Source organism: Sphingomonas sp., assembly GCF_042096255.1.
Classification (GTDB): domain Bacteria; phylum Pseudomonadota; class Alphaproteobacteria; order Sphingomonadales; family Sphingomonadaceae; genus Sphingomonas.
On record NZ_JBELLZ010000003.1, the window covers coordinates 21,217 to 46,246 of the forward strand.

Below are 25,030 nucleotides of genomic sequence, written 5' to 3' on the forward strand. Positions count from 1 at the left end.
CTGGCAAGGGGTGACCACAGATCTTGCCGATCCGCTTTATCTTTCCGGCCTGAACCCGCCGCAGCGCGAGGCGGTGCTGACCACCGACGGGCCGGTGCTGGTGCTCGCCGGCGCCGGCACGGGCAAGACCGCGGCGCTGACCGCGCGGCTGGCGCACCTGCTCTACACGCGCAAGGCGTGGCCGAGCGAGATCCTGAGCGTCACCTTCACCAACAAAGCGGCGCGCGAGATGCGCGAGCGCGTCGGCCGGCTGGTCGGCGATGCGGTGGAGGGCATGCCGTGGCTGGGCACCTTCCACGCGATCGGCGCCAAGATGCTGCGCCGCCATGCTGAACTGGTCGGGCTTCAATCCAACTTCACCATCCTCGACACCGACGACCAGTTGCGGCTGCTGAAGCAGCTGATCCTGGCCGCGGACATCGACGAGAAGCGCTTTCCCGCGCGCAGCCTGGCCGGGCTGATCGACGAGTGGAAGAACAAGGGGCTGACCCCGCGCGAGATCGATGCGGGCGAGAGCGAGCGCTACGCCAACGGCCGCGGTGGCGAGCTGTACGAACAGTATCAGGCGCGGCTGAAGGCGGTGAACGCCTGTGATTTCGGTGACTTGCTGCTGCATGTTCTCACGATCCTGAAGACCGATCGCGGCGTGCTGGAGCAGTATCAGCAGCGCTTCCGCTACATCATGGTGGACGAGTATCAGGACACCAACAGCGTCCAATACCTCTGGCTGCGGCTGCTGGCGCAGGAGCGCCGCAACATCTGCTGCGTGGGCGATGACGACCAGTCGATCTATTCCTGGCGCGGCGCGCAGGTGGAGAATATCCTCAAGTTCGAGAAGGACTTCCCCGGCGCCAAGGTGATCCGGCTGGAGCAGAATTACCGCTCCACCCCGCACATCCTGGGCGCCGCTGGCGGCGTCATCGCCAAGAACAGTGGTCGCCTCGGCAAGCAGTTGTGGACCGAGCTGGACGCGGGCGAGAAGGTGCGCGTGATCGGCGTGTGGGACGGGCCGGAGGAGGCACGCCGCGTCGGCGACGAGATCGAGGCGTGCCAGCGATCCGGCAAGTCGCTCGACGACGTCGCCATCCTGGTCCGCGCCCAGCACCAGACCCGCGAGTTCGAGGACCGCTTCATCGCGATCGGCCTGCCCTACAAGATCGTCGGTGGCTTCCGCTTCTACGAGCGCGCCGAGATCCGCGACGCGCTCGCCTATCTGCGCGTGGTCAACCAGCCCGCCGACGACCTCGCCTTCGAGCGGATCGTCAACGTGCCCAAGCGCGGTCTTGGCGACAAGGCGGTGGCCAGGATCCACCAGCTGGCGCGCGCGAACGGCCTGGCGCTCACCACCGCGGCGGCGCGCATCCTCGACACCGACGAGCTGACGCCGCAGGCACGCCGCGCGCTCGGCAACCTGGTCGGCGACATCGCACGCTGGCGGCAGATGGCGAGCGAGCTGCCGCATGCCGAACTCGCCCGCCAGCTGCTCGACGAGAGCGGCTATACCGCGATGCTCCAGGCGGAGAAATCGACAGAGGCGGCGGGACGGCTGGAGAATTTGACCGAGCTGGTCCGCGCGATGGAGGAATATGAGAGCCTCGGCGCGTTCCTCGAGCACGTCAGCCTCGTCATGGACAATGAGGGGACGCGCGACGACCCCAAGGTGACGATCATGACCATTCACGCCGCCAAGGGCCTGGAGTTCGACACGGTGTTCCTCGCCGGCTGGGAGGAGGGCGTGTTCCCCAGCCAGCGCGCGCTGGACGAGGGCGGCACGCGCAGCCTGGAGGAGGAGCGGCGCCTCGCCTATGTCGCGATCACGCGGGCGCGGCGACGGGCGGTGATCCTGCATGCGGCCAACCGGCGCATCTACGGCCAGTGGACCTCATCCATCCCCTCGCGCTTCGTCGCCGAACTGCCCGGCGAGCATATCGACAGCGAGACGACGATGACCGGCGGCGAGAGCCTGTGGCGCGCGAACTGGTCCGAACGCGCGGACCCGTTCGCCGACGTCGGCCGCGGCACCGGGCGCGGGCCGGGCTGGCAGCGGGCGGCGGGCACGCTCGGCGGCAAGCCGGGCGGCGAGTGGCAGCAGCGCACCTTCACGCGCGAGCCGGTGCGCGTGGTGGAAAGCCGCGCGCCTTCGGTCAGTTTGGGCAACAAGGGCCGCGCCGACCTGTCGCTCGGCCAGCGCGTGTTCCACCAGAAGTTCGGCTATGGCGCGATCGCCGAGATCGAGGGCAACAAGCTGGAGATCGACTTCGAGAAGGCGGGGCGCAAGCGGGTGATGGACAGCTTCGTGAGCCTGGCGTGATTGCCGATGTCGGCGAGATGGTCTATATGCTTGGACCAGGAGGCTGGTGATGCGGGTGTCCGTTTCCGAGGCGAAGGCGCGCCTGACCGATCTCGTTCGGCGTGCTGAAGGCGGTGATGAGGTGATCCTCACGCGGCGCGGTCAGCCCGCCGTGCGCCTCGTACCCGTCGACATGGAATCGATCCGGGTCCGCAGGTTGCGCGTTATAGACGAGGTGATCGAGGCAGCACGACGTCGCGGCCCTGATGGCGGGCCCGATGCCGCCCGCAGCGCGGACTGGCTTTATGACGAGAACGGCCTGCCGGCTTGATCGTGGTCGACACCTCGGCGTTGATGGCGATTTCTCTGGGAGAGCCTCGAGCCGGACGCTGCGCCGAAGTGCTTGCGGCAGAGAGTGAAGCCCTGATTGCGGCGCCGACAACGTCCGAATGCCTCGTTGTCGCGATGGGCCGCGGCGTCGAACCCGAGATGAGGCGCCTGCTCGACGAGCTTGGGCTGTTCGTCGTCCCATCGACGGAGGATCGCGCACGATCGGCGGCGGAGGCTTACCGGCGGTGGGGCAAGGGCTTTCACAGCAAAGCGACGCTCAACATCTGCAACAGCTTCGCCTACGCCCTTGCCCGCGAGTTCGACTGCCCATTGCTTTACGTCGGAAACGACTTTGCGCAGACGGATATCCTGAGCGCGTTCGATCACGGCGCAGAAGACTGACCGCGCCGGGTTGCGCCCTTATTCGGGCGCGACCACCTTGGCGACGTCCTTCGGCTGCTCGGCGGTGGAGCGCAGGTTGAGTTCCTTGAGCTGCCGGGCCGAGACGAAGCTGGGCGCACCCATCATCAAATCCTCCGCCTTCTGCGTCATCGGAAAGACGATCACCTCGCGGATATTGGGCTCGTCGGCGAGCAGCATGACGATGCGGTCGATCCCCGGCGCCGAGCCGCCGTGCGGGGGCGCGCCGTACTTGAAGGCGTTGATCATGCCCGCAAAGTTGGTGTCGACGTCGGCCTGCGAATAGCCGGCGATCTCGAACGCCTTGTACATGATTTCGGGGCGATGGTTGCGGATCGCGCCCGACGACAGCTCCACGCCGTTGCAGACGATGTCATATTGATAGGCGAGGATGTCGAGCGGATCCTTGCTCTCCAGCGCCTCCATCTCGCCCTGCGGCATGGAGAAGGGATTATGGCTGAAGTCGACCTTCTTGTTGTCCTCGTCATATTCGAACATCGGGAAGTCGACGATCCAGCAGAACTCGAACCGGCTCTGGTCGATCAGCCCCAGCTGCTCGGCGACGCGGGTGCGCGCGAGGCCGGCGAGCTTGGCGGCCTGCGCTTCCTTCCCGGCGGCGAAGAACAGCCCGTCGTCCGGCCCGAGGCCGAGCGCGTCGGCCATCGCGGTCATCTTGTCCTCGCCATGATTCTTGGCGATCGGCCCGCCCCATTCGCCGCCCTTGCGGGTGGCATAGCCCAGGCCGGCGAAGCCCTCGCCCTGCGCCCAGCTGTTCATGTCGTCGAAGAACTTCCGCGACTTGTCGGCGGTGCCCGGCGCCGGGATCGCGCGCACCACGTCGCCGGCCTCGACAATCGAGGCGAAGCGGCCGAAGCCGCTGCCGACGAACTGCTCGGACACATCCGAGATCAGGATCGGATTGCGCAGGTCGGGCTTGTCGTTGCCGTACTTCAGCATCGATTCACGATACGGGATGCGCTTGAACGGCAGCGCCGAGACGGTGCGGCCCTTCCCCTGCCAGTCGGCGAACTCCTCGAACACGCCGTGGAGCACCGGCTCGATCGCGGCGAAAACATCGTCTTGCGTGACGTAGCTCATCTCGAAATCGAGCTGGTAGAACTCGCCAGGCGAGCGATCGGCGCGCGCGTCCTCGTCGCGGAAGCAGGGCGCGATCTGGAAATAGCGGTCGAAGCCCGCGACCATCAGCAGCTGCTTGAACATCTGCGGCGCCTGCGGAAGCGCGTAGAATTTGCCCGGATGCACGCGCGAGGGGACGAGATAGTCGCGCGCGCCCTCGGGAGAGGAGGCGGTCAGGATCGGCGTCTGGAACTCTGTGAAGCCCTGGTCCACCATCCGCTTGCGGATGCTGGCGATTACGCCGGACCGGAGCATGATGTTGGCGTGCAATTTCTCGCGGCGGAGGTCGAGGAAGCGGTAGCGGAGGCGGATGTCCTCCGGATATTCGGCCTCGCCCGCCACCGGCATCGGCAGCTCCTGCGCCTGGCTCTGGATCGTCACGCCGCGCGCGAACACCTCGATCTGGCCGGTCGGCAGGTTGGCGTTCACCGTCGCCTCCGAGCGCGCCTTCACCAATCCGTCGATCGTGATCACGGATTCGGCGCGCAGCCCCTCCAGCACCGGCAGCGCGGGCGAATCGCTGTCCGCGACGATCTGGGTGATGCCGTAATGGTCGCGCAGGTCGACGAACAGCACGCCGCCATGGTCGCGCTTGCGATGGACCCAGCCCGACAGGCGGACGGTCTCGCCGACGTTCGTCGCGGTCAGCGCGGCGCAGGTGTGGGTGCGATAGGCGTGCATGGTGGGTCTCTCTTCTCGTCACCCCGGCCTTGAGCCGGGGTCCCGCTGTTCTTGGGTGCGCCGCTGAAGAAAGCGGGACCCCGGGTCAAGCCCGGGGTGACGGGATTTGATTGGCGGCGCCCTCCGTCTCCGCTTTGTCAACCCGCGCACACCGGTCTATGGCCGCTTCCCTTATGCACGTTCACCCGCTCATCACCGACAGCGCGACGCTCGCCAATCTCTGCGCCCGCCTTTCCGACGCCCCCTTCGTCTGCGTGGACACCGAGTTCATGCGCGAAAGCACCTATTGGCCGCAGCTGTGCCTGGTGCAGATCGCCGATACCGAGGAGGCGGCGGCGATCGACCCGATGGCGCCCGGCCTCGATCTCCAGCCTTTGCTGGACCTGTTGGTGGACAATGGGGACGTGCTCAAGGTCTTCCATGCCGGCGGGCAGGACCTGGAGATCATCTACAACCTGACCGGCAAGACGCCGCATCCGCTGTTCGACACGCAGGTGGCGGCGATGGCGCTCGGCCAGGGCGAGCAGATCGGTTATTCGAACCTGGTCGACAGCTGGCTGGGCATCCAGGTCGACAAGGGCGCGCGCTTCACCGACTGGTCGCGCCGCCCGCTCGACCAGCGTCAGGTGGATTATGCGATCGGCGACGTCACGCACCTGTCGAAAATCTTCCCGAAGATGCTGGAGCGGCTGCGCAAGACCGGGCGCGGCGCGTGGCTGGACATCGAGATGGAGCGGCTGGGCGACCCGGCGAACTACGCCAACGATCCCGATCTTGCCTGGAAGCGTGTCCGCATCGCCGGGCGCAAGGCGGACGTGCTCGGCCGGCTGAAGGCGCTCGCCCGCTGGCGCGAGCTGGAGGCGCGGTCGAAGGACCTGCCGCGCGGCCGTATCGTCAAGGACGAGACGATCGCCGACCTCGCCGGCCACCCGCCGCGCCGCCAGGCGGATCTCGCCAAGGTCCGCGGGCTTTCGGCGACCTGGGCGTCCAACGACATCGGCAAGAGGCTGATGGGCGTGATAGAGGCGGCCGAGCCGATGCCCGCCGACGAGATGCCGCCGCGTGAGGATCGCAAGCCGGGCCTCGGCCGCGAGGGCGCCTTGGTCGCTGACCTGCTCAAGTTGCTGCTCAAGATCCGCGCGCGCGACATCGATGTGGCGCCGCGCCTGCTCGCCCGCGGCGAGGAGCTGGAGCTGCTGGCGGCGGGGCAGCGCGCCGGCCTCGCGATCCTCGAAGGCTGGCGCTTCGACCAGTTCGGCCGCGACGCGCTCGACCTGGTCGAGGGGCGCCTTGGCTTCGCGGTTCAGGAAGGGAGGCTCAAGATGACGCGTGCAGGCGACCTGGCGGGCGCGGAGGCGGCGGAATGAGGACGCTGCTCCTGGCGACGGCGGTGCTGGCGCTCGCCGGCTGCGGCGGCGGCAAGCGGCCTGCCCGCCCGTCCGATCCCGCCTTGTGCGACGTCAAGCGCCTTAAGGTGCTGGTCGGCCGACCGGCCAGCGCGGTCGCGGCGGCGGAAGCGCTCCAGCTCTCCGGCGCGCGCACGATCCGCTGGGTCGGGCCGGACAGCGCGGTGACGATGGATTACCGGCCCGATCGGCTCAACGTCGTGCTGACCGGGAACAAGAAGGTGAAGCGCTTCACCTGCGGGTGACGCAATCCTCCCCACGCAGTGGGGAGGGGGACCATCCGCGCAGCGGATGGTGGAGGGGCGGTTCGGCTGGGCGGTGCGCTCGTGGCGGTCCCCTCCCCGTGCCGGGAGGATCGAACCTACCCTCCGAACGCCCGCACGCCGGTCAGCAGCAGCCAGTAGAGCCCGCCCGCCAGCGCCATCGCGATCGGCAAGGTGAGCAGCCACGCCGCGGCGAGCTGCATCAGCGTGCGCTTCTGGAGCCCCATCCCGCTCGCCACCGAGGCGCCGGCCACGCCCGAGGACAGGATGTGCGTAGTGGAGACCGGCAGGCCGAAGCGGTCCGCCGCCAGGATCGTCCCCGCCGCGACCAGCTCGGCCGAGGCGCCCATGCCATAGGTCATGTGCTGCTTGCCGATCTTCTCGCCGACGGTGACGACGATCCGCTTCCAGCCGATCATCGTGCCCAGCCCCAGCGCGATCGCGACCGAGACCTTCACCCAGAGCGGGATGAACCGGGTGCCCGATTCCAGCTGGGTCTCATAGGCCTTGAGCGTGGCGACCTGGCCGGCGTCGAAGGTGCCCTCCGGTTTCTTGGTGAGCAGTTTCGACGTGTCGAGAACCATGTACATGTCGTTGCGGATGTTGGGCGTGGCCTGCGCCGGCACGTTGCCGAGCGAGCCATAGGCCGCGACATTGCGCGTGAGGTCCTGCGAGACCGCGACCAGCGCGCCGTACACCTCGGGTGTATTCGCCTTGCGCTCCTGAAGGGCCTTCACCAGCACCGGGCGTGCCTGGTCGATCGGCACCGCGGCGGCGCCCTTGCCGGTCAGCACCGCGCCCGCGGCCTGGCTGCTCTGCACGAACGCGGGCGTCGCGCTCGCCGGCAGGGTGCGGTTGAGCGCATAAGCGGTCGGGGCGCAGCCGATCAGAATCAGCATGATCAGGCCCATGCCCTTCTGCCCGTCGTTCGAACCGTGGCTGAACGAGACGGCGGTGCAGGTGAAGATCAGCAGCGCGCGGATACCGGTCGGCGGCGGGGCGCTGCCCTCGGGCTCCCTGTAGAGCTTCGGGTTGCGGACCACCTTGCGCATCACGAACAGCAGCAGCAGCGCGGCGAAGAAGCCGATCAGCGGCGCCATCCACAGGCCGGTCAGGATCTTGGACGCCTGGCTCCAGTCGACACCGGCAGTGCCGCCGCGCGAGCCGGCGTTGATCAGCTGGTTGGCGAAGCCGACGCCCAGCACCGACCCGATCAGCGTGTGGCTGGAGCTGTTGGGCAGGCCGACATACCAGGTGGCGAGGTTCCACAGCACCGCCGCGAGCAGCAGCGCGAAGATCATCGCGAACCCGCCCGCCGAGCCGACGTTGAGGATCAGCTCCACCGGTAGCAGGGTGATAATCGAATAAGCCACCGCGCCCGAGGAGAACAGCACGCCCAGGAAGTTGAAGAAGCCCGACCAGACCACCGCAAAATGCGCGGGCATGGCGTGCGTGTAGATCACCGTCGCCACCGCGTTGGCGGTGTCGTGGAAGCCGTTCACGAACTCGAAGCCGAGCGCGACAACCAGCGCGAGCGCCAGGAACAGGAACACGCCGATCGCCATCTGCTCGCCGACCTGGCTGGTGTCGATCAGCACGCTGGCGCCGGCATAGACCAGGCCGCCCAGCAGGATCACCGCAAAGGCGATCCGGGCGAAAGGGTGGACGGGTCGATCGAAGGAACGCGCAACCGACCGGTCGGTCGGCTCGCTCGGGTCCGCAGCTAGGGTCGCCATGGGCGGCGCCTTCGCGCCGGGCCATGACTATTTTATGACAATGCGTACTCTGTCCGCCGCATCGCGGCGGTTCAAAGGATGAAATCCGCCGCCGTCAGCGCGGTGACATCCTCGATTCGAAGCATGAAATCCGCCTTGCCGTCGCCGTTCAGGTCCAGCTGGACCAGCGCGTCATCGCCGGGGACGCCGAAGCGCACCTCGCCCGCCGTGCCGCTGAACGCCTTTCGACCAATGAAGGCGAAGTCCGCGTCGGCCCTGCCGATCCCGGACAGATCGATGCGATCGCCCTCGGCATGGTCGAAGTCGGCAAGCACATCCGCCTGCTTGCGGCCGCTGCCGCTGTCCTTCGCGGTTTCAAAGACGAACAGGTCCGCCCCGATACCACCGGTCAGCGTGTCGCGCCCGCGCATGCCCGTGAGCGAATCGTCCCCGACGTCGCCGAACAGCGCATCGCCACCGCGCCCGCCGGTGATCGTGTCGTTGCCGCGCCCGCCCCGTACCATGCTCGCCACGTCGCTGGTCTGCACCACGTCATTGCCGCGCCCGAGCAGCACGGTCTCGATCACCGTGCCTCCCGCGATCGCGACGTTGTTGACGTGCCCGCCGATGTCCGAGAACGCGCCCGGCGTGAGGTCGACGCGCTGGTCCATGCGATAGCCGGTGAGATCCAGCGTGTTGCCGGTACCCTGATTGTAGAGCGTCACCACCGGATCGGTGTTCTTTGAAAAATCGAACAGTGCGGCCAGCGGCCCTTCGATATTGGTGTTGAAGCCATAGACCTCGCCGCCATCGAACGGCGTGGCCTTGGCGACACCATAGAGCTGCTGGATCGCCAGGATGTCGAGCTGCATCAGCGAATGCGGCGCCTGCCGCCGGATGCCGTCATCGGTGATGCCCCAGTTGGTGCCCTGATAGGGGTTTTCGGCCAGGTAGCGCGCGTCCTCCGCCCCCCAGAAGATGTACGACATGATCGTGTACATCCGGTCGTCAAAGGCGCTGTACTGCTGCGTCGCGGGATCGACGTTGCCATTGTAATTGCCGCCATGGCCCAGGCCGATCAGGTGGCCGATCTCGTGCACCACCGTCGAGAAGCCATAGCCGCCGAACGTGTCCAGCGAGCCGCTGAGATCGAACCCGTCGACCGAGGTGTCGATGCTGATCATCGCCTGGACCAGCGGCACGCCCAGCCCGCTCGGCCCCGGCAGGCTGAAGGACGAGGTATAGGCGCCGCCGTCGCTGCCACGGACCAGCCGCACGTCGGCGCTCAGCCGTCCGCCCGCTTCGAAGGTGATGTCGGCCACCGAGGACCAGGTGGCGAAGGCGCGCAGATAGGTGGCCTTTTCCTGCGCGGTGAAGTTCGAGGCCGGATCGAAGTAGTAGGTGATCGTCGCGCCCGCACCCACCGTCGAGGGACCGTATTTGAACGCCACCTCGCCGTTGTCGCCCCAATAGGAGTCGCTGGTGATCGTGCCGTCGGGATTCAGGCCGTTGAGGTAGGAGACCTCGTCAGCCTTGGACGGCGTGGCGGCTGCGACCGAGCGTTCCGCGGTCGCCGCGTCGCGGCGAAAGAGGCCGGCATGATCCGCCAGCGAGAAAGTCTGTTCCGACGCGCGCGATCCGAGCTTCATATCCGATCCTCCAGCCGATTCGCGGCGCAGCGTAGCAGCAGACGCGGCTCGGTCAGGCGGATTTTCGCGTCAGCGCGTTGAAATCGCGATATTGTCGACCAGCAGCGTCGCCGGAACCGCGTTCGAGTTGGCGGTGATGCCGATCTGGATGCGGTCGAGATGGTCGGCACCCGGCAGCAGTGTCGCCCCCTCGCCCACCAGCACTTCGCGCCCGTCCAGAGTCACCCGCGCGCGGCCCTGCGCGCCGAGCAGCACGTCCAGCCCGATCCGGTGCCAGCGGTCCGCCGACAGAGCCGGCGCCGCATCGTTCATCCAGGCGCGGGCGATGCCGATCTTCGAGCGGTCGATGCGCAGCCGGCCGCGCCGCAGGTAGAGGCGGATGCCAGGATTGCCGCCCTCCCCGCAGGTCGCGCATTCGAGATCGACGATCTGGAGCGAGTTGATCGGGGTGCCGGCGGGTACGAACAGGTCGAACGCCACCCGCACCCGCTGCCCGCTCACGATAGGCGCGGTGCGGGCGATCAACGCCGCCTTGGGGACGCGCCCGCGCCGCGGCGCCGCGCGCGCCCGTAGCGCTTGCCCGTCGCGACCGGTCGCGGGCACGGTATCGAGCGTGCCGTCCACCTCCTGCCGCACCCAGGAGCGCGCGATGCCCCGCTCGAACCCTTCGGAGATCGACAGCCCGCGGCCGCCACGATCGAGCGCGGACAGGCTGATCACCACCGCCGCGCCGCAGATCAGGCCTTCGCGGATCATGCCGCGCCATCCTTCTGCGGCGTCCATTGCGCGTAGCGGCGACCGAACAGGAACAGCAATGCGCCCCAGCCGAGTCCGGCGAGGTGCAATGCCACACCCACCGCGGGCGACACGAAGCGCGGCAGCCGCCCCGGCGCCAGCGCACCGACCAGCCCGATCAGCGCGAGCGCGCTCAGCCCGGCGAACACCACCGCCCAGCCGATCCGCCCCTGCGCGGTCAGCACGCCCGCCGCGACCCACAAAGGCGGCAAGGCCAGCGGCGCCAGCCGGCGGACAACCTTGTGGAGCAGCAGCGCGGGCGCATACCAGCCGGTCCGCCCCGGGTTCATCAACGCGCGGCGCGACCAGAGCGCGGTCAGCCCGCGCACCGTGATCCGCACGCGCCGTCGGAAGTTACGTTTCTCCCCGGAGATGCTGTGCTCGAAGGCGCGCGCATCGTCGGCGTAGGCGATGCGATATCCGGCGGCGACCGCCGCGGTGCTGATGTAGAAATCGTCGGTGACGTCGGCGGGCACCAGCGGCATCAGCGGCGCGCGGATCGCGTACAGGCCACCATCGGCGGAGACGCTGCCGAACAGGTCGCTTTCCGCCTGGCGCACCGCCGATTCGTAGCGGCGGAACAGCCGGTCGAACCCGGCGAGCCGCGCCTTGCCGCGCAGCGTCTCCACCCGGCCGGCCACCGCGCCCACATCGGGATCCGCGAAGGGCGCCAGCAACGCCGGCAGCGTTGCCGCGTCGAACAGCGGGTCCGCGTCGGTCATCACCAGGATCGCGTCCGCGGTGCGCGGGGTCGCCCGATTGAGCGCCGCCGCCTTGCCCCCGCGCGGCAGGCGGATGACCTCCACGCCGGCGCGTCGCTCCGCCTCTGCCGCGGTGTCGTCGGTCGATCCGTCGTCCGCGACGATGATCCGCGCCAGCACGCCGCCCGCGTCCACGGCGGCGCGCACGCTGTCCAGCTTGGCGCCGATCCGCCCCGCCTCGTTGTGCGCACAGATCACCACCGCGACCGGGCCGTCGAACCCGCCCGCGACCCTCGAACGACGGCCGACCACCGCCGCCGCCGCGATCACCAGCGCCGGGTAACCGACGAAGGCGAACAGCGGCACCGCCACCAGCAGGAGCGCAAGGGTTTCCATCGCCGCGGCGAATACGCCCGCAAAGGTTCATGAGGCGTTGCGCCTGCGGCAGGCCGTGTGCGACCACGACGAACCGAGGAGAGATGCATGCCACTGTACGAATATAAGGGCAAACGGCCGAAGATCGCCGCCTCCGCCTGGGTCGCACCGAACGCCGACGTGGTGGGCGAGGTGGTGCTGGGCGAGGACGTGAGCGTCTGGTTCGGCGCGGTGATCCGCGGCGACAACACGCCCATCCCGATCGGCGCGCGCAGCAACATCCAGGAAGGCGCGATGCTCCACTCCGATCCGCACGCGCCCTTGAGCGTCGGCGAGGATTGCACGATCGGCCACCATGCCATCCTGCACGGCTGCACGATCGGTGACCGGGTGCTGATCGGCATGGGCGCGACGGTGCTCAACAATGCCGTGATCCCGGAGGATTGCATCGTCGGCGCCAATGCGCTGGTCACCGAAGGCAAGACGTTCGAGCCCGGCAGCCTGATCGTCGGCGCGCCGGCGCGCGCGGTGAAGACGCTGGACGACAAGGCGCGCGCGATGCTCAAGGTCTCCGCCGCGCATTATGTCGAGAACGGGCACGCCGCGGCGACCGGCTTGAAACGCATCGACTGAGCGGACATAACCAAAGTTATGCTGCCAGCCATCTTCGATCGCCTGCGCCTGCCCGTTATCGGGTCGCCGCTGTTCATCATCTCGGGGCCGGAGCTTGTGATCGCCCAGTGCAAGGCGGGGATCGTCGGCTCGTTCCCGGCGCTCAACGCGCGGCCGCAGGCGCTGCTCGACGAATGGCTTCACCGGATCACCGAAGAACTGGCGGCGCACAACCGCGCGCACCCCGATCGGCCGGCAGCACCCTTTGCGGTTAACCAGATCGTCCACAAGTCCAACGACCGGCTGGAGCAGGACCTGGCCACCTGCGAGAAGTGGCAGGTGCCGATCACCATCACCTCGCTGGGCGCGCGCGAGGAGCTCAACCAGGCGGTGCACGCCTGGGGCGGCATCACGATGCACGACGTGATCGACGACCGGTTCGCGCGCAAGGCGGTGGAAAAGGGCGCGGACGGGCTGATCGCGGTGGCGGCGGGTGCCGGCGGCCATGCCGGCCGGCTCTCCCCCTTCGCGATCGTGCAGGAGATCCGCCAATGGTTCGACGGGCCGCTCGCCCTTTCGGGCTGCATCGCCACCGGCGACGCGGTACTTGCGGCGCAGGCGATGGGCGCCGACCTCGCCTATATCGGCTCGCCCTTCATCGCCACCACCGAGGCGAATGCCGACGAGGGCTACAAAGGCGGCATTGTCGCGGGCCGTGCCGCGGACATCGTCTATTCGAACCTGTTCACCGGCGTGCACGGCAACTACCTGCGCCAGTCGATCGAGGCAGCGGGGCTGGATCCCGACAACCTGCCCGAAGGCGACTACAAGACCATGGACTTCGGCCAGGGCAATGCGCCCAAGGCCAAGGCTTGGCGCGACATCTGGGGCTCGGGCCAGGGAATCGGCGCGGTCGGGCAGGTGGAGCCGGTGGCCGAGCGAGTCGAGCGGATGGCAGCGCAATATGCGGCGGCGAAGGCGCGGGTGGGGTTGGCGAGTTAGGGGCGGAGAAGAATAGTCGAACACCGTCACCCCGATCCTCCCCTGGAAGGGGAGGTGGCAGCGCAAGGCGCTGACGGAGGGGTAGCGTGCCGCAAGTGACCGATGGCCTGTGGGAACCTACCCCTCCACCGCCTTCGGCGGTCCCTCTCCCCCTCCGGGGGAGGAATGATCGGCCTTCCGCCCTCAGAAACTCATCGCCAGCCGGCTCTGGATCGATCGGGCCGGGCTGGCCACCGGCAATGCCGCGTCCTGCGCATCATCCAGCCGCGCCACCCGGCGGTGCAGGTCGATGCTCGCCGCGATCAGTCCGGCCGCCGAGGGCGGCAATTGGGTGAGCAGCGCTTTGTCGGTCACCGGCGCGGTGCCCAGGCGACGCGAGGGATCGAGCGCCTCGCGGGGCGTCAGTTCGCCGGTCTCCACCGCGCGCTGGGTGAGGAGCCACGCGATGATGTGCATCAGCCGGGTCGTCACCTTGAGCGATTCGCAGCTGAACGCCACCCGGTCGAGCGGTGACAGACCTTCGCGATCGCCCTTGCCCGCCTCGTCGAAATAGCTGCGCGCCTCGTCCGCCAGCAGCATCGCCTCCATGTAGAGCGAGTCGGTCAGGCGGTGATGGAGGCGGGCTTCGGCGCGCGAGCGGGACATGGGCGCAACGTGGCGGAAAAGGCGCGGCACGCCAAGCGTGGGGCGTCGTCTGGCGCGTCCCAATCCGGGCCGTCAGGCGATGATGTCGGGGATCAGCGAATCCTCCAGCGCCGCGATCTCGTCGCGCAGGCGCAGCTTGCGCTTCTTGAGCCGAGCGAGTTGGAGCTGGTCGCCCCCCTGCGCCACCAGCGAGGCGATCGCGGCATCGAGATCGCGATGCTCGATCCGCAGCGTCTGGAGGCGCGCGGCAGCCATGGCGTCGTTCATGCTCTTCCCCTTGACCACCCTGTAGCAGAGCGATCGCCGCTTGCGACCCGCCACCGTCGCCGGGCCGTGCGCGATGCCGGTCGAATCGGAAGAAATCACGGGCGACACCGGGTCGCTTGTGTGTTCTATTCCAGAGTCCCACCAACCCAAGAGGAGGTTTGATCCATGCAGACCGCGCATCTCACGGCATTGGAAGCCAAGCACGCGACGCTCGACCAGCGCATCGCCGACGAGGTTCACCGCCCCATGCCGGACGCGATCAGGATTCACGACCTCAAGAAACAAAAACTCAGGATCAAGGAGGAGATCGCCCAGGCCTCCTGAGACGACCCTTCGGGATCGGGCGGCATCGCGCCGCCCGGTTCACCGGCTCAGCGCAGACTGACCGACAGGGGCCCGCGAGGTTCCGCGCCGCCGCCGCTCACCGGCTTGCGCGCGCGCTGCGGATCGATTGGATTGTCGAAGGCGATGCCCGTGCGCCCCTCGGTATGCCAGGCCACGCGGCCGCGGATCCAGCCGATCCCGCGCACCTCCACCTCCACCGCATCGTCCGAGCCAAGCGGCTCTGCCACCTCCGCCATCAGCCCCCCCGCCGAGATGTTGCGCACCCGCACAGCGAGGATGCGCGAATCGCCGACGCGCCGAAGGTTGGCGTTGAGGAACAGGCTGTCGCGCTTCGCGGCCGAGGGATCGGCGGCGGCGGCTGCCCTGCGGTCGTCGTGATTCATCGCGCTCACCTGATCAGCCCCTGGACGCTAAGGCCGGGCGCCTTGCCAAAGAGCTAACGGCGCGGCAAGCGATCAGTCCTCGCGCGTGATCTTCTCCTGGCGCTCGTGGCGCTCCTGCGCCTCCAGCGTCATGGTCGCGATCGGGCGCGCTTCCAGTCGGCCAAGGCTGATCGGCTCGCCAGTGACCTCGCAATAGCCGTATTCGCCCTCGTCGATCCGGCGCAGCGCCGCATCGATCTTGCTGATCAGCTTGCGCTGCCGGTCGCGCGTGCGAAGCTCGATCCCCCAGTCGGTCTCGCTGGCCGCCCGGTCGGTAAGGTCCGCTTCACGCAGCGGATCGAGCTGGAGCTGCGAAAGCGTGCCCTGGGACTCGCGCTTGATCGCGTCCTTCCAGGCATTCAGCTTTGCGCGAAAATAGGCCTGCTGCCGCGGGTTCATGAACGGCTCGTCCGCATGCGGTCGATAGTCGCCGGCATCGTTTGCCGCGACAGGCCCCAGTTCAGAGTCGAATCGATCCGCGCGTGTCGCCACCGTCACTCTCCCGCCCGCAGCCGACTGAAAGGCCGCTGCGCCCCTTGGGCCGCGCCTATAGTGCGCCGCCGCCCGCCCTACAAGCGGACAAACCGTCGCCGTAACGGGACGCAAACGGACCGGGCACCGCGCTGTTTCTGTCCCAGCGTGGCACGTTAACCGCCGTCCCGTCGCCGATCAGCGTCCCCGTCCCGAAATCGACACGCGAATCATGGTTAACGTCGTTGCGATGAACGTTCGCCTTTGCCCTTTGGGTCTAGCAGCGCCGGACCGCATCACCCTGCCGCGACCACAAGAAGCAGCAGCCGGCATTGGAGAAGAACTATGTCCGTTCGGATGGCTTTGGCTAAACTTTGTGCCTGCACTTGCGGTGGCGCGCTGATCGGCGGAGGCGCGGTCCATGTGGCCGAAAGCCAGAAGCCCCGCACCGCCTACAGCAAGGTGGCGAAGAAGCGTGTCGTGAAACGCACCCGCGTCGCCGCGAAGGCCACCAAGGTGCGCCGCATCGTGACGCGCACCACCACCACCTGCGCGCCAGCGACGGTGACCGTGGCGAGCACGCCCGCCCCGGTGCCGGTGCCGATGCCGGCAGCGGCGCCCGCGCCGGCGTTCGGCGGCGGCCCTGCGGCGATCGCGCCGGCGGTGATCGGCGGCGGCTTCGGCGGTGGTGGGGGCGGCTTCTTCGGAGGCGGCTTCTTCGGCGGCGGCAATGGCGGCGGGGGCGGCGGCAACATCGTCATCTCGTCGACATCGAGCAGCAGCGGCGGCTCCACCTCGACCTCGTCGGGCGGATCGTCGACCTCCTCCTCGACCGGCGGCTCCTCCACCTCGTCGTCGAGCGGCAACGTCAGCAGCACCTCCTCGTCGAGCGGCAACGTCTCCACCTCGACCAGCTCGTCGTCGAGCGGCAACGTGTCGACTTCGACCTCCTCGTCGACCTCGAGCTCGTCCTACGGGTCCAGCTCGAAGGGCTGGAGCTCGAACGGTGGCTGGAGCTCGGGCGGCAAGCCGGGCAAACCGGGCGGCAGCAGCGGCAATCCGTCGCCCGTCCCCGCGCCGCCGATGGTGATCCTGTTCGGCGCCGCCGCCGCGGCATTGGTCGCGCGCAAGCGACTGGCGAACAAGGCCTGAACCAGTCCTCCCCCGCACGGGGGAGGATTTCCTCAAGCCTTCAACAGCGCCTGTTCGATGTCCGGGATGGTGTGCCCGGTCAGGTCCTTGTCGAGCTCGCCGGTCAGCCGGTTGCTCACTTCGACATGATAGTGCTTGCGCAGCTCACCCAAAGTCTTGGGCGGCGCCACCACCACCAGGGATTCATAATCCTGCCGCAGCGCGCGCCGCTTGAGCAGGTCCGCGGCCTCGGCGGCGAAGCGGTCCTCCTCGAGCTGGTGGAAGTCGGTCTCGCCCAAAGTCCCGCGGGAAGGCGCGAATTGCGCGCCGCCGCCCGCCGCATGGTTGGACCCGCCCTGCGCGACCGGCGGCGCGCCCGCGCCAGACTGGGTGGAGGAGGCCGCGCCCGCCGCGTCGGTCTTCTGGTCGCGGTCGGCGGGGTTCACCCGCTCCTCGGCGGTCTCGACCACCAGGTTCGGATAGGTGGCATCGCCCTCGTTGCGCAGGAACAGCATCTTGCGACCGTCCGCCACCAGCACGACCGATTTATGCGCAAGCTCCATGGCTGATCTCCTTTTCATGGTTGCACGGCCAACGCTTGCGGGCACGGGGCGGTTGCCATAGGCGCCGCGCCATGCATGACATCCGCCTGATCCGGGACGATCCCGCCGCCTTCGATGCCGCGATGCAGAAGCGGGGTGCGCAGGCGTCGAGCGCCGACCTGATCGCCCTCGACGCGCGCCGCCGCGAGGTGCTCACCGAGGTGCAGGCCGGCCAGGCGCGCCGCAACGAGGCCTCCAAGGCGATCGGCGCCGCCAAGGCCAAGAAGGACGAGGCGACCGCGCAGGCGCTGATGGCCGAGGTCGCCGACCTCAAGGCGCGCCTGCCCGAGCTGGAGGCGGAGGAAGCGCGGCTCGGCGCCGATCTGGAGGCGCAGCTCGCCGCTCTGCCCAACATCCCCGCCGCGGACGTGCCGCAGGGCGCCGACGAGGAGGACAACCAGCTCGTCCACGAACGCGGCACCCGCCCCGACCTCGCTTTCCCGGCTCGCGAACATGACGCGATCGGCCCCGCGCTCGGCCTCGACTTCGACACCGGCGTCGCCATCGCCGGCGCGCGCTTCACCCTGCTGCGCGGCCCCGCCGCCCGCCTCGCCCGCGCACTCGGCCAGTTCATGCTCGACCGGCTGACCATGCTCCACGGCTATGAGGAGGTCGCCCCGCCGCTGCTGGTCCGCGACGAGGCGGTGTACGGCACCGGGCAGCTGCCCAAGTTCGCCGAGGACCTGTTCCGCACCACCGACGGCCGCTGGCTGATCCCCACCGCCGAGGTGTCGCTGACCAACATCGTCCGCGAGAAAATCCTCGCCGAGGCCGAGCTGCCGCTGCGCTTCGCCGCGCTCACCCCCTGCTTCCGCTCGGAAGCGGGCGCGGCGGGGCGGGACACGCGCGGCTACATCCGCCAGCACCAGTTCGACAAGGTGGAGATGGTCTCGATCGTCACCACCGATGCGTCGGAGGAGGAGCATGAGCGGATGACCCAGGCGGCCGAGGCCACGCTCGACGCGCTTGGCCTCGCCTATCGCCGCATGAAACTGTGCACCGGCGACATGGGCTTCACCGCGGCGCGCACCTATGACCTGGAGGTATGGCTGCCCGGCCAGGGGCGCTTTCGCGAGATCAGCAGCTGCTCCACCTGCACCGACTTCCAGGCGCGGCGGATGAACGCGCGCTATCGCCCGGAGGGGGAGAAGGCGACTAGGTTCGTCCATACGCTCAATGGCTCGGGCCTCGCGGTCGGACGGACCCTGGTGGCGGTGCTGGAGAACTATCAGCGCGAGGACGGCAGCGTTGTCGTGCCCGAGGCGCTGCGGCCCTATCTGGGCGGGCTGGAGGTGCTGACGCCGCGCTAAACCACGCATGTGCTCCCGCGAGGGCGGGAGCCCAGACTGGACCCCCGCCTTCGCGGGGGTACAAGATGGCCATGATCCGCGTTGCCAAGGTTACTCCGCTCGTCCTGCTCGCGCTCGCCGGCTGCATCCCCGCCGGCCGCGGCCCCGCGCCGGGAAGCTCGGCCGGCACCTATACCGAACCCACCGTCGCCCGGCCGGCCCCGCCCGAGCCGCGCCCCGATGCGCCGCGCGGCGGCGACAAGGTCGAGCAGCTTCCCGCCCCCCGCCCCGCCTGGGAGGCGCGCCGGGTCCGCGCCGATGCGGCCGAGATCCCCGACCAGAGCTACACCGTCCGCCCCGGCGATTCGCTGCGCTCGATCGCCAACCGGCTCGGTGCAGGATCGGAGGCGATCGCGCGGGCGAACGATCTGGCGCCGCCGTTCACCATCCGCGCCGGGCAGCGGCTGCGCATTCCCGGCGGCCGCTATCATCTCGTCCGCGCCGGCGAGACCGGCATCGCCATCGCGCGCGCCTATGGCGTCAAATGGTCGGGCATCGTCGCCGCCAACGATCTGGCCGAGCCGTACATCCTGCGCACCGGCATGCGCGTGCTGATCCCCGGCGCCGACCGCCCGCGCTCCGCGGCCGAGCGTGCCGCCGCGTTCAGCCTGAACATTGACGACATCCTCACCGGCGGCGAGCCCGCACTCGCCGCCAACAAGGCACCGGCGCGGCCCGTCGCCTCCTCGAAGCGTGTCCTGCCCGCGACCGCCGCGGTCGCCCCGCCCGCGGCGGCGCCCGGCCGGTTCGTCTGGCCGATCGACGGCAAGGTGGTGACCCGCTTTGGCCGCGGCCGCACCGGCGAGCGATCCGACGGGATCGAGATCGCCGCGCCCGTCGACACGCCGATCCGCGCCGCCGCCGACGGTACCGTCGCGTATGTCGGCGACAGCATCGCGGCGCTGGGCGGACTGGTGATCGTCAAGCATGGCGGCACCTGGACCAGCATCTACGGCCATGCCTCCAGCCTCAAGGTTCAGCGCGGCCAGGCGGTGAAGCGCGGGCAGGTGATCGCGCTTTCAGGGGACACCGGCTTCTCCGACCGCCCGCAGCTGCATTTCGAGCTCCGCCGCGGAAGGACTCCGGTCGATCCGCTGGGCGAACTGCCCAGGCGCTGACGTCGACTCGTCATCCCCGCGCAAGCGGGGACCAATCTCCTATCGGTCGAACACACGCATCCGTCGTTAGTCGGGCGGAGCGCAGGAGATGGGTCCCCACTTGCGCGGGGATGACGGTAGTGGAACGCCGCGTCGCCAAACTTGCGAACGACTATCAATCACGTTGCGAACTACTCTCACTATGAACACTGGCGACAACTTGCCGGTCTGCTCATTCAACTTGCGCAACCATCATGATAGTCATTCTCACGCAGCCTAAGAACGTCTCGCAACAGTCGTTTTTCTATTGTCAAGTGGAACATCTCTCCGGTATCTACATTTTCGTCACACAGACGGGATGCTTGTCCCGCCGCCGAGATCGAACCGAAGGAGACCGACCATGACCCTCACCACCGCCGGTGCCGCCGCCTGCGCCAAGTGCAAGTTCTTCGACAGCGAGCAGGGTTCGCTGGGCCTGTGCCGCTACAACCCGCCGATCAGCCAGCCGTCGGGCGACACCGCCGGCGTCTGGCCGAAGGTCGAGGCGAACGACTGGTGCGGCCACTTCGAGGCGCAGCTCGCCGCCTAAGCGCGACACGCACCATGACGATAACGCCGTCCGGGTCCGCCGACCCGGGCGGCGTTTTCGTTTATCCCCTCTTCCAGCCAACCGTTCGTGCTGAGCGAAGTCGAAACACCTGCTCCGAAGCCTGATCCTGGAGCGGCTTTTGGCCAACCTCCACCACCACCGTTCGCCCTGAGCGAAGTCGGAGGGCAAGCCCCATTTCCCGCGAGGGTGCTTCGACTTCGCTCAGCACGAACGGTTTAATTTAATCGCAAGCTGCCTCGGCCCTTCGACTTCGCTCAGAGCGAGTGGAGGTCGAGGCGAGATCAGCCTATCTGCGATCCGCTCGCAACTCCTTGACTTCCCGTGTCGTGGCATCGTAATGAGAAGCATTCGCAAACGTCGAGTGCCCGAATGTACGATTTTCTCGACCGCCCCGTTGACTCGCTCTCCACCGATGACCGTCATCTGCTCGACGCCATGCGCGCCTGGGTCCATGCGCTGACCCTCGCCAGTGAGCCCGCCGCCGCAGTGGCGCCGCGGTTCGCCGACGGCGGCAGCGCCTTTGATGCCGCGATGCGCGTGCTGGAGCGCGACTCGACCGACACCTTGGTCTTCCAGCGCCCCTGCCATTCCACCGTCGAGGAAACCGAGGCGGTGGTACTCGGCCTGTGGCGCCTCGTCCGTAGCGACCTTCTCGCCCCTGCGCTCGGCGCCGCGCGCCTGCTGGTTGGCGATGCCGCGGGCGCGTTCGTCGGGGCGATGCAGCGCGCGGTCGGTTCGGCCGATCGCTGACGGACCCGCGGCGGCCATTGCGTACCGCTGTCCTACAGGGCTGCCCTCGTGATAGTCTCCACACATGATTTGTGCGGAGGATGAGTGCGTGACGGAGCGCGGCGCTGGTGGGGCAGTTGTCCTGTCTCAATTTGTCGGAGGCGACAACTGCGTTCACGCCTCAACCGCCTCAATTCGTCTCCCCTGTCCGGCCCGGTCCGTGTAACGCGCCGACGATGACCGACTACCGTTCCGATCTGCTCCGCACGCTTTCCACCCGCGGCTACATCCACCAGCTCACCGATGCCGCCGCGCTCGATGCGCTCGCGGCCACGCAGGTCGTCCCCGGCTATATCGGTTTCGATCCGACCGCGCCGTCGCTCCACGTCGGCAGCCTCGTCCAGATCATGCTCCTTCGCCGGCTCCAGCAGACCGGGCACAAGCCGATCGTGCTGATGGGCGGCGGCACCGGCAAGATCGGTGATCCCAGCTTCAAGGACGAGGCACGCAAGCTTGCCTCCGACGACGTGATCGCGGCCAACATCGCCGGCATCCAGCGCATCTTCGAACGCTTCCTCACCTTCGGCGATGGTCCATCCGACGCGATGATGCTCGATAACGCCGAATGGCTCGACAAGCTCGAATACATCCCCTTCCTGCGCGAGGTCGGGCAGCATTTCAGCGTCAATCGCATGCTGTCGTTCGACAGCGTCAAGCTCCGGCTCGACCGCGAACAGTCGCTTTCGTTCCTGGAGTTCAACTACATGATCCTCCAGGGCTATGACTTCCGCGAGCTGGCCAAGCGCCACGGCGTCCGCCTCCAGATGGGCGGCAGCGACCAATGGGGAAACATCGTCAACGGGATCGAGCTGGCGCGGCGGATGGACGGCACCGAGGTGTTCGGCGCCACCACGCCCCTGCTCACCACCGCGGATGGCGTGAAGATGGGCAAGACGGTGAACGGCGCGGTGTGGCTGCACGAGGACCAGCTGCCGCACTTCGATTACTGGCAGTTCTGGCGCAACACCGACGACCGCGACGTCGGGCGCTTCCTCCGCCTGTTCACCGACCTGCCGCTCGACGAGATCGAACGGCTCCAGGCGCTGGAAGGCGCGGAGATCAACGCCGCCAAGATCGTGCTGGCGAACGAGGCCACCGCCATGTGCCGCGGCCGCGAAGCGGCGGAGGCGGCGGCGGAGACCGCGCGCCGCACCTTCGAGGAGGGCGCCGCGGGCGACACGCTCCCCACCTTCGCCGCGGCCGGTCCGGTGGCGCTGGTCGATGCGCTGGTCGGCCTCGGCTTCTGCGCCTCCAAGGGTGAGGCACGCCGGCTGATCAAGCAGGGCGGCGCCCGCGTCGCCGGCGAGAAGGTCGCCGACGAGGCCGCCCTGATCGAGATCGGTGCCGAGCCGGTCCGCATCTCCGCGGGCAAGAAGCATCATGGCCTACTGGTCACCGCCTGACCAGCAGCACCCCCGCGACCACCAGCGCGACCCCCACCAGCTTGGTCGCACTGACGGGCGACGCCTTGAGGCCGAGCAGCCCGAAATGGTCGAGCACCAGCGCCCCGGCCAGCTGGGTGGCGATGGCAATGGTCAACGTCACCGCCAGCCCCAGCCGCGGCGTGGCGTAAGCGACCGCAAAGACGAAGGTGACGCCATAGGCGCCGCCGATCCAAGCCCAGGGCGGCGCCTGCCGCACCGCGCTCAGCGGCGTGCGGTCGTACAGGCTCCAGATCCCCAGCAGCAGCGCCATGCCGCCGGCGAAGGAGATGGTGGAGGCGAACCACACCGATCCGGTCGAGCGCGCCAGCATCGCATTGGAGGGAGACTGGAAGGCGACGCACAATCCGGCGATGGCGGCCAGCAGGATCGGGAGGGTGGCGGTCATGCCCGCGCCGCTATCAGCCCGATCGCAACAGCGCGACCCCCGCGTCCCGCTCGAAAAGATACAGCGCCACCCGCGCCGCCTGCCCCCGAGCGCTGTCCAGCCCGCCGTCGCGGTCGATCAGCAGCCGCGCGTCCGCGGTCGCGATCTCCAGCAGCGCGCCCAGCATCTCGGGCGCGGCGAGCCGGTAGCCCTCCTCGCCCGACTGGCGCGTGCCGAGCAACTCGCCCGCGCCGCGCAACCGCAAGTCCTCCTCCGCCAGTCGGAAGCCGTCATTGGTCTCGCGCATCAGGGCGAGGCGCGCCCGCGTGGTTTCGCTCATCGCATTGCCGCGCAGCAGCAGGCAGGTGGACTTGCCCCCGCCCCGCCCCACCCGCCCGCGCAGTTGGTGGAGCTGCGCGAGCCCGAACCGGTCGGCATGTTCGATCACGATCAGCGTCGCATTGGGCACGTCGACGCCCACCTCGATCACCGTGGTGGCGACCAGCACGCCCAGTTGCCCGCCCGCGAAGCGCGCCATGGTCGCGTCCTTCTCCGCCGGCCGCATCCGCCCGTGGACCAGGCCGACGCGGTCGCCGAACCGCTCGTGCAGCGCCGCGGCACGCGCCTCTGCCGCGGCGAGGTCGCTCTTCTCGCTTTCCTCGACCAACGGGCACACCCAATAGGCCTGCTTGCCTTCGGAGAGGTGCCGGCCGAGCGCATTGACCACCTCGTCCAGCCGCTCGACGCTCATCACCCGCGTGTCGATCGGCTCGCGGCCGGGCGGCATCTCGTCGAGCCGGCTCTGATCCATGTCGCCATGCGTGGCGAGCGCGAGCGTGCGCGGGATCGGCGTCGCGGTCATCGCCAGGAGGTGCGGCTGGGTCCGGCCCTTGGCGGCGAGCGCCAGCCGCTCGGCGACCCCGAAGCGATGCTGCTCGTCCACAACCACCAGTCCGAGGTCGCGATAGCGCACCGCGTCCTGGAAGATCGCATGGGTGCCGACCAGGATGTGGATCGAGCCGTCCGCCAGCCCCATCAGCACCGATTCGCGCACCCGACCCTTGTCGCGCCCGGTCAGCACCGCGACCTCGATCGGCAAGGGCGCGAGCAGTTTGCGCAGCGTCTCGTAATGCTGGCGCGCGAGGATCTCGGTCGGCGCGAGCATCGCCGCCTGCGCGCCCGCCTCGACCGCGACCAGCATCGAGAGGGTCGCCACCAGCGTCTTGCCCGCGCCGACATCGCCCTGGAGCAGTCGCAGCATCGGCGCCTCCTGCTGGAGGTCGCCCTCGATCTCGGCGACGGTGCGAGCCTGCGCGCCGGTGAGGCTGTACGGCAGGCGCAGCATGTCGCGCAGCCGCCCGTCGCCGCGTAGCGCCCGGCCCCTGCGGCGGCGGGTGTCGGCGCGGATCAGCATCATCGCCAGCTGGTTGGCGAACACCTCGTCATAGGCGAGCCGGGTGCGCGCCGCCTCGTTGCCAGGATCATGGTGGATTCGCTCCAGCGCCTCGCGCCAGCCCGGCCAGCCGCGCTGTGCCAGCAGGCCCGGCTCGATCCATTCGTCCAGCACCGGCGCGCGCCCCACCGCCTGCTCGGCGAGCGCGGCGAGCCGGCGCGAGGTGAGCCCCTCCGACAAGGGGTAGACCGGCTCACGCTCGCGGAACCCCTCCTCGCCTTCGATGTCGGGATGAATTATCTGCAGCTCCTGCCCGTACATCTCCAGCTTGCCCGAGACACGCACGGGCGTGCCCATCGTGTAGAGTTTGCGCACCCAGCCCGAACCGCCGCCGAAATAGGTGAGGCCGACATGGTTGCCGAGCGCATCGAAGGCGTTGACCCGGGTCGGCCCGCGCGGCGAGGAGGCGCTGCGGATGTCGCGCGGCGTAACGGTGATCGCGATGACGCGCCCGGCATCCGCCATGTCGAGCTCGGTGCGCGCCACCCGCTCGATCGCGCCGGTGGGCAGATGGAAGGCGACGTCCACCACCCGTGCAAGATGCAGCCGTTCCAGCGGCTTGGCGAGCGTTGGCCCCACGCCCTTGAGCGCGGTGACTTCGGCGAACAGCGGATTGAGGATTTCGGGACGCATGACTATCTGTGCCCCCACTAGCCGCTTCAGC

At 68.7% G+C, this 25,030-nt stretch carries 27 protein-coding genes; 14 read left to right on the forward strand and 13 right to left on the reverse strand.

The window, feature by feature from the left end:
* The first annotated feature begins 10 nt into the window (after positions 1–10).
* From ACFDTH_RS01045 to ACFDTH_RS01055, 3 genes are read left to right on the forward strand one after another with little or no spacing between them, the layout of a single operon-like run.
* Positions 11–2,311, forward strand: a complete 2,301-nt coding sequence (locus tag ACFDTH_RS01045) for an ATP-dependent helicase (RefSeq protein ID WP_375285643.1) — start codon at positions 11–13, stop codon at positions 2,309–2,311.
* Positions 2,312–2,360: 49 nt separating this feature from the next.
* Complete coding sequence (locus ACFDTH_RS01050) at positions 2,361–2,621, forward strand: type II toxin-antitoxin system Phd/YefM family antitoxin (protein ID WP_375285644.1); 261 nt, start codon at positions 2,361–2,363, stop codon at positions 2,619–2,621.
* A gap of 2 nt (positions 2,622–2,623) precedes the next feature.
* Positions 2,624–3,022: a type II toxin-antitoxin system VapC family toxin gene (locus tag ACFDTH_RS01055; protein ID WP_375285696.1), complete on the forward strand. Its 399-nt coding sequence runs from the start codon at positions 2,624–2,626 to the stop codon at positions 3,020–3,022.
* An 18-nt stretch (positions 3,023–3,040) separates the two neighbouring features.
* On the opposite strand, the gene aspS is transcribed toward ACFDTH_RS01055, so the two are convergent.
* Positions 3,041–4,858 carry an aspartate--tRNA ligase gene (gene aspS, locus ACFDTH_RS01060; protein ID WP_375285645.1) on the reverse strand — a complete coding sequence of 606 codons (1,818 nt, stop codon included), beginning with the start codon at positions 4,856–4,858 and terminating at the stop codon, positions 3,041–3,043.
* 173 nt (positions 4,859–5,031) lie between these two features.
* Here aspS and rnd point away from each other — a divergent pair, with 173 nt between their 5' ends.
* Positions 5,032–6,225, forward strand: coding sequence for a ribonuclease D (gene rnd / locus ACFDTH_RS01065; RefSeq protein WP_375285697.1), 1,194 nt, complete (start codon positions 5,032–5,034; stop codon positions 6,223–6,225).
* Positions 6,222–6,509: an I78 family peptidase inhibitor gene (locus tag ACFDTH_RS01070; RefSeq protein WP_375285646.1), complete on the forward strand. Its 288-nt coding sequence runs from the start codon at positions 6,222–6,224 to the stop codon at positions 6,507–6,509. The genes rnd and ACFDTH_RS01070 overlap by 4 nt, the downstream gene beginning before the upstream one ends.
* A gap of 116 nt (positions 6,510–6,625) precedes the next feature.
* Here the strand turns inward: ACFDTH_RS01070 and ACFDTH_RS01075 are convergent, their stop codons facing one another.
* The 4 genes from ACFDTH_RS01075 to ACFDTH_RS01090 form a co-directional block, all read right to left on the reverse strand.
* Positions 6,626–8,263 (reverse strand): inorganic phosphate transporter, encoded by a 1,638-nt coding sequence (locus tag ACFDTH_RS01075; RefSeq protein WP_375285647.1) that lies wholly within the window; start codon positions 8,261–8,263, stop codon positions 6,626–6,628.
* A 71-nt stretch (positions 8,264–8,334) separates the two neighbouring features.
* A complete protein-coding gene (locus ACFDTH_RS01080) occupies positions 8,335–9,891 on the reverse strand; it encodes a M10 family metallopeptidase C-terminal domain-containing protein (protein WP_375285648.1) in 1,557 nt (518 codons plus the stop codon).
* Positions 9,892–9,960: 69 nt separating this feature from the next.
* Positions 9,961–10,647, reverse strand: a complete 687-nt coding sequence (locus ACFDTH_RS01085) for a hypothetical protein (protein ID WP_375285649.1) — start codon at positions 10,645–10,647, stop codon at positions 9,961–9,963.
* Positions 10,644–11,783, reverse strand: coding sequence for a glycosyltransferase (locus tag ACFDTH_RS01090; protein WP_375285650.1), 1,140 nt, complete (start codon positions 11,781–11,783; stop codon positions 10,644–10,646). Before ACFDTH_RS01090 ends, ACFDTH_RS01085 begins: the two co-directional genes overlap by 4 nt.
* Positions 11,784–11,870: 87 nt before the next feature.
* On the opposite strand from ACFDTH_RS01090, the gene ACFDTH_RS01095 reads away from it, so the two are divergent.
* Both ACFDTH_RS01095 and ACFDTH_RS01100 read left to right on the forward strand, forming a co-directional pair.
* The gene (locus tag ACFDTH_RS01095; RefSeq protein WP_375285651.1) at positions 11,871–12,395 is read left to right on the forward strand and encodes a gamma carbonic anhydrase family protein; all 525 of its coding nucleotides are present in this window, start codon (positions 11,871–11,873) and stop codon (positions 12,393–12,395) included.
* Positions 12,396–12,413: 18 nt separating this feature from the next.
* On the forward strand, positions 12,414–13,376 hold the full coding sequence (locus tag ACFDTH_RS01100) for an NAD(P)H-dependent flavin oxidoreductase (RefSeq protein ID WP_375285652.1): 963 nt from the start codon (positions 12,414–12,416) through the stop codon (positions 13,374–13,376).
* Between the two features lie 183 nt (positions 13,377–13,559).
* Here the strand turns inward: ACFDTH_RS01100 and ACFDTH_RS01105 are convergent, their stop codons facing one another.
* A complete protein-coding gene (locus ACFDTH_RS01105; protein WP_375285653.1) occupies positions 13,560–14,021 on the reverse strand; it encodes a DUF1465 family protein in 462 nt (153 codons plus the stop codon).
* Positions 14,022–14,093: 72 nt separating this feature from the next.
* On the reverse strand, positions 14,094–14,288 hold the full coding sequence (locus tag ACFDTH_RS01110; RefSeq protein WP_375285654.1) for a YdcH family protein: 195 nt from the start codon (positions 14,286–14,288) through the stop codon (positions 14,094–14,096).
* A 165-nt stretch (positions 14,289–14,453) separates the two neighbouring features.
* Here ACFDTH_RS01110 and ACFDTH_RS01115 point away from each other — a divergent pair, with 165 nt between their 5' ends.
* Entirely contained in the window at positions 14,454–14,612 is a 159-nt protein-coding gene (locus tag ACFDTH_RS01115; RefSeq protein WP_375285655.1) for a YdcH family protein, read from the forward strand.
* A 47-nt stretch (positions 14,613–14,659) separates the two neighbouring features.
* On the opposite strand, the gene ACFDTH_RS01120 is transcribed toward ACFDTH_RS01115, so the two are convergent.
* The 3 genes from ACFDTH_RS01120 to ACFDTH_RS01130 form a co-directional block, all read right to left on the reverse strand.
* Positions 14,660–15,016, reverse strand: a complete 357-nt coding sequence (locus ACFDTH_RS01120; RefSeq protein WP_375285656.1) for a PilZ domain-containing protein — start codon at positions 15,014–15,016, stop codon at positions 14,660–14,662.
* Between the two features lie 72 nt (positions 15,017–15,088).
* A complete protein-coding gene (gene dksA / locus ACFDTH_RS01125) occupies positions 15,089–15,454 on the reverse strand; it encodes an RNA polymerase-binding protein DksA (protein ID WP_375285698.1) in 366 nt (121 codons plus the stop codon).
* Positions 15,455–15,978: 524 nt separating this feature from the next.
* Positions 15,979–16,458, reverse strand: coding sequence for a hypothetical protein (locus tag ACFDTH_RS01130; protein ID WP_375285657.1), 480 nt, complete (start codon positions 16,456–16,458; stop codon positions 15,979–15,981).
* A 1-nt stretch (position 16,459) separates the two neighbouring features.
* Here ACFDTH_RS01130 and ACFDTH_RS01135 point away from each other — a divergent pair, with 1 nt between their 5' ends.
* Entirely contained in the window at positions 16,460–16,678 is a 219-nt protein-coding gene (locus ACFDTH_RS01135) for a hypothetical protein (protein WP_375285658.1), read from the forward strand.
* Positions 16,679–16,710: 32 nt separating this feature from the next.
* Here ACFDTH_RS01135 and ACFDTH_RS01140 read toward each other — a convergent pair whose 3' ends face one another.
* Positions 16,711–17,220, reverse strand: a complete 510-nt coding sequence (locus ACFDTH_RS01140) for a host attachment family protein (protein WP_375285659.1) — start codon at positions 17,218–17,220, stop codon at positions 16,711–16,713.
* 71 nt (positions 17,221–17,291) lie between these two features.
* Between ACFDTH_RS01140 and serS the strand changes: the two genes are divergently transcribed.
* The 5 genes from serS (at position 17,292) to tyrS (ending at position 22,507) form a co-directional block, all read left to right on the forward strand.
* A complete protein-coding gene (gene serS, locus ACFDTH_RS01145; protein ID WP_375285660.1) occupies positions 17,292–18,569 on the forward strand; it encodes a serine--tRNA ligase in 1,278 nt (425 codons plus the stop codon).
* A gap of 71 nt (positions 18,570–18,640) precedes the next feature.
* On the forward strand, positions 18,641–19,726 hold the full coding sequence (locus tag ACFDTH_RS01150) for a peptidoglycan DD-metalloendopeptidase family protein (protein WP_375285699.1): 1,086 nt from the start codon (positions 18,641–18,643) through the stop codon (positions 19,724–19,726).
* Positions 19,727–20,105: 379 nt separating this feature from the next.
* The gene (locus ACFDTH_RS01155) at positions 20,106–20,294 is read left to right on the forward strand and encodes a hypothetical protein (RefSeq protein ID WP_375285661.1); all 189 of its coding nucleotides are present in this window, start codon (positions 20,106–20,108) and stop codon (positions 20,292–20,294) included.
* Between the two features lie 390 nt (positions 20,295–20,684).
* On the forward strand, positions 20,685–21,065 hold the full coding sequence (locus tag ACFDTH_RS01160) for a hypothetical protein (RefSeq protein ID WP_375285662.1): 381 nt from the start codon (positions 20,685–20,687) through the stop codon (positions 21,063–21,065).
* A gap of 215 nt (positions 21,066–21,280) precedes the next feature.
* The gene (tyrS, locus tag ACFDTH_RS01165) at positions 21,281–22,507 is read left to right on the forward strand and encodes a tyrosine--tRNA ligase (RefSeq protein WP_375285663.1); all 1,227 of its coding nucleotides are present in this window, start codon (positions 21,281–21,283) and stop codon (positions 22,505–22,507) included.
* Here the strand turns inward: tyrS and ACFDTH_RS01170 are convergent.
* Together ACFDTH_RS01170 and recG are read right to left on the reverse strand one after the other, a co-directional pair.
* On the reverse strand, positions 22,497–22,934 hold the full coding sequence (locus ACFDTH_RS01170; protein WP_375285664.1) for a DMT family transporter: 438 nt from the start codon (positions 22,932–22,934) through the stop codon (positions 22,497–22,499). The genes tyrS and ACFDTH_RS01170 overlap by 11 nt on opposite strands.
* A 13-nt stretch (positions 22,935–22,947) precedes the next feature.
* A complete protein-coding gene (gene recG, locus ACFDTH_RS01175; protein ID WP_375285665.1) occupies positions 22,948–24,999 on the reverse strand; it encodes an ATP-dependent DNA helicase RecG in 2,052 nt (683 codons plus the stop codon).
* Positions 25,000–25,030 lie beyond the last annotated feature (31 nt).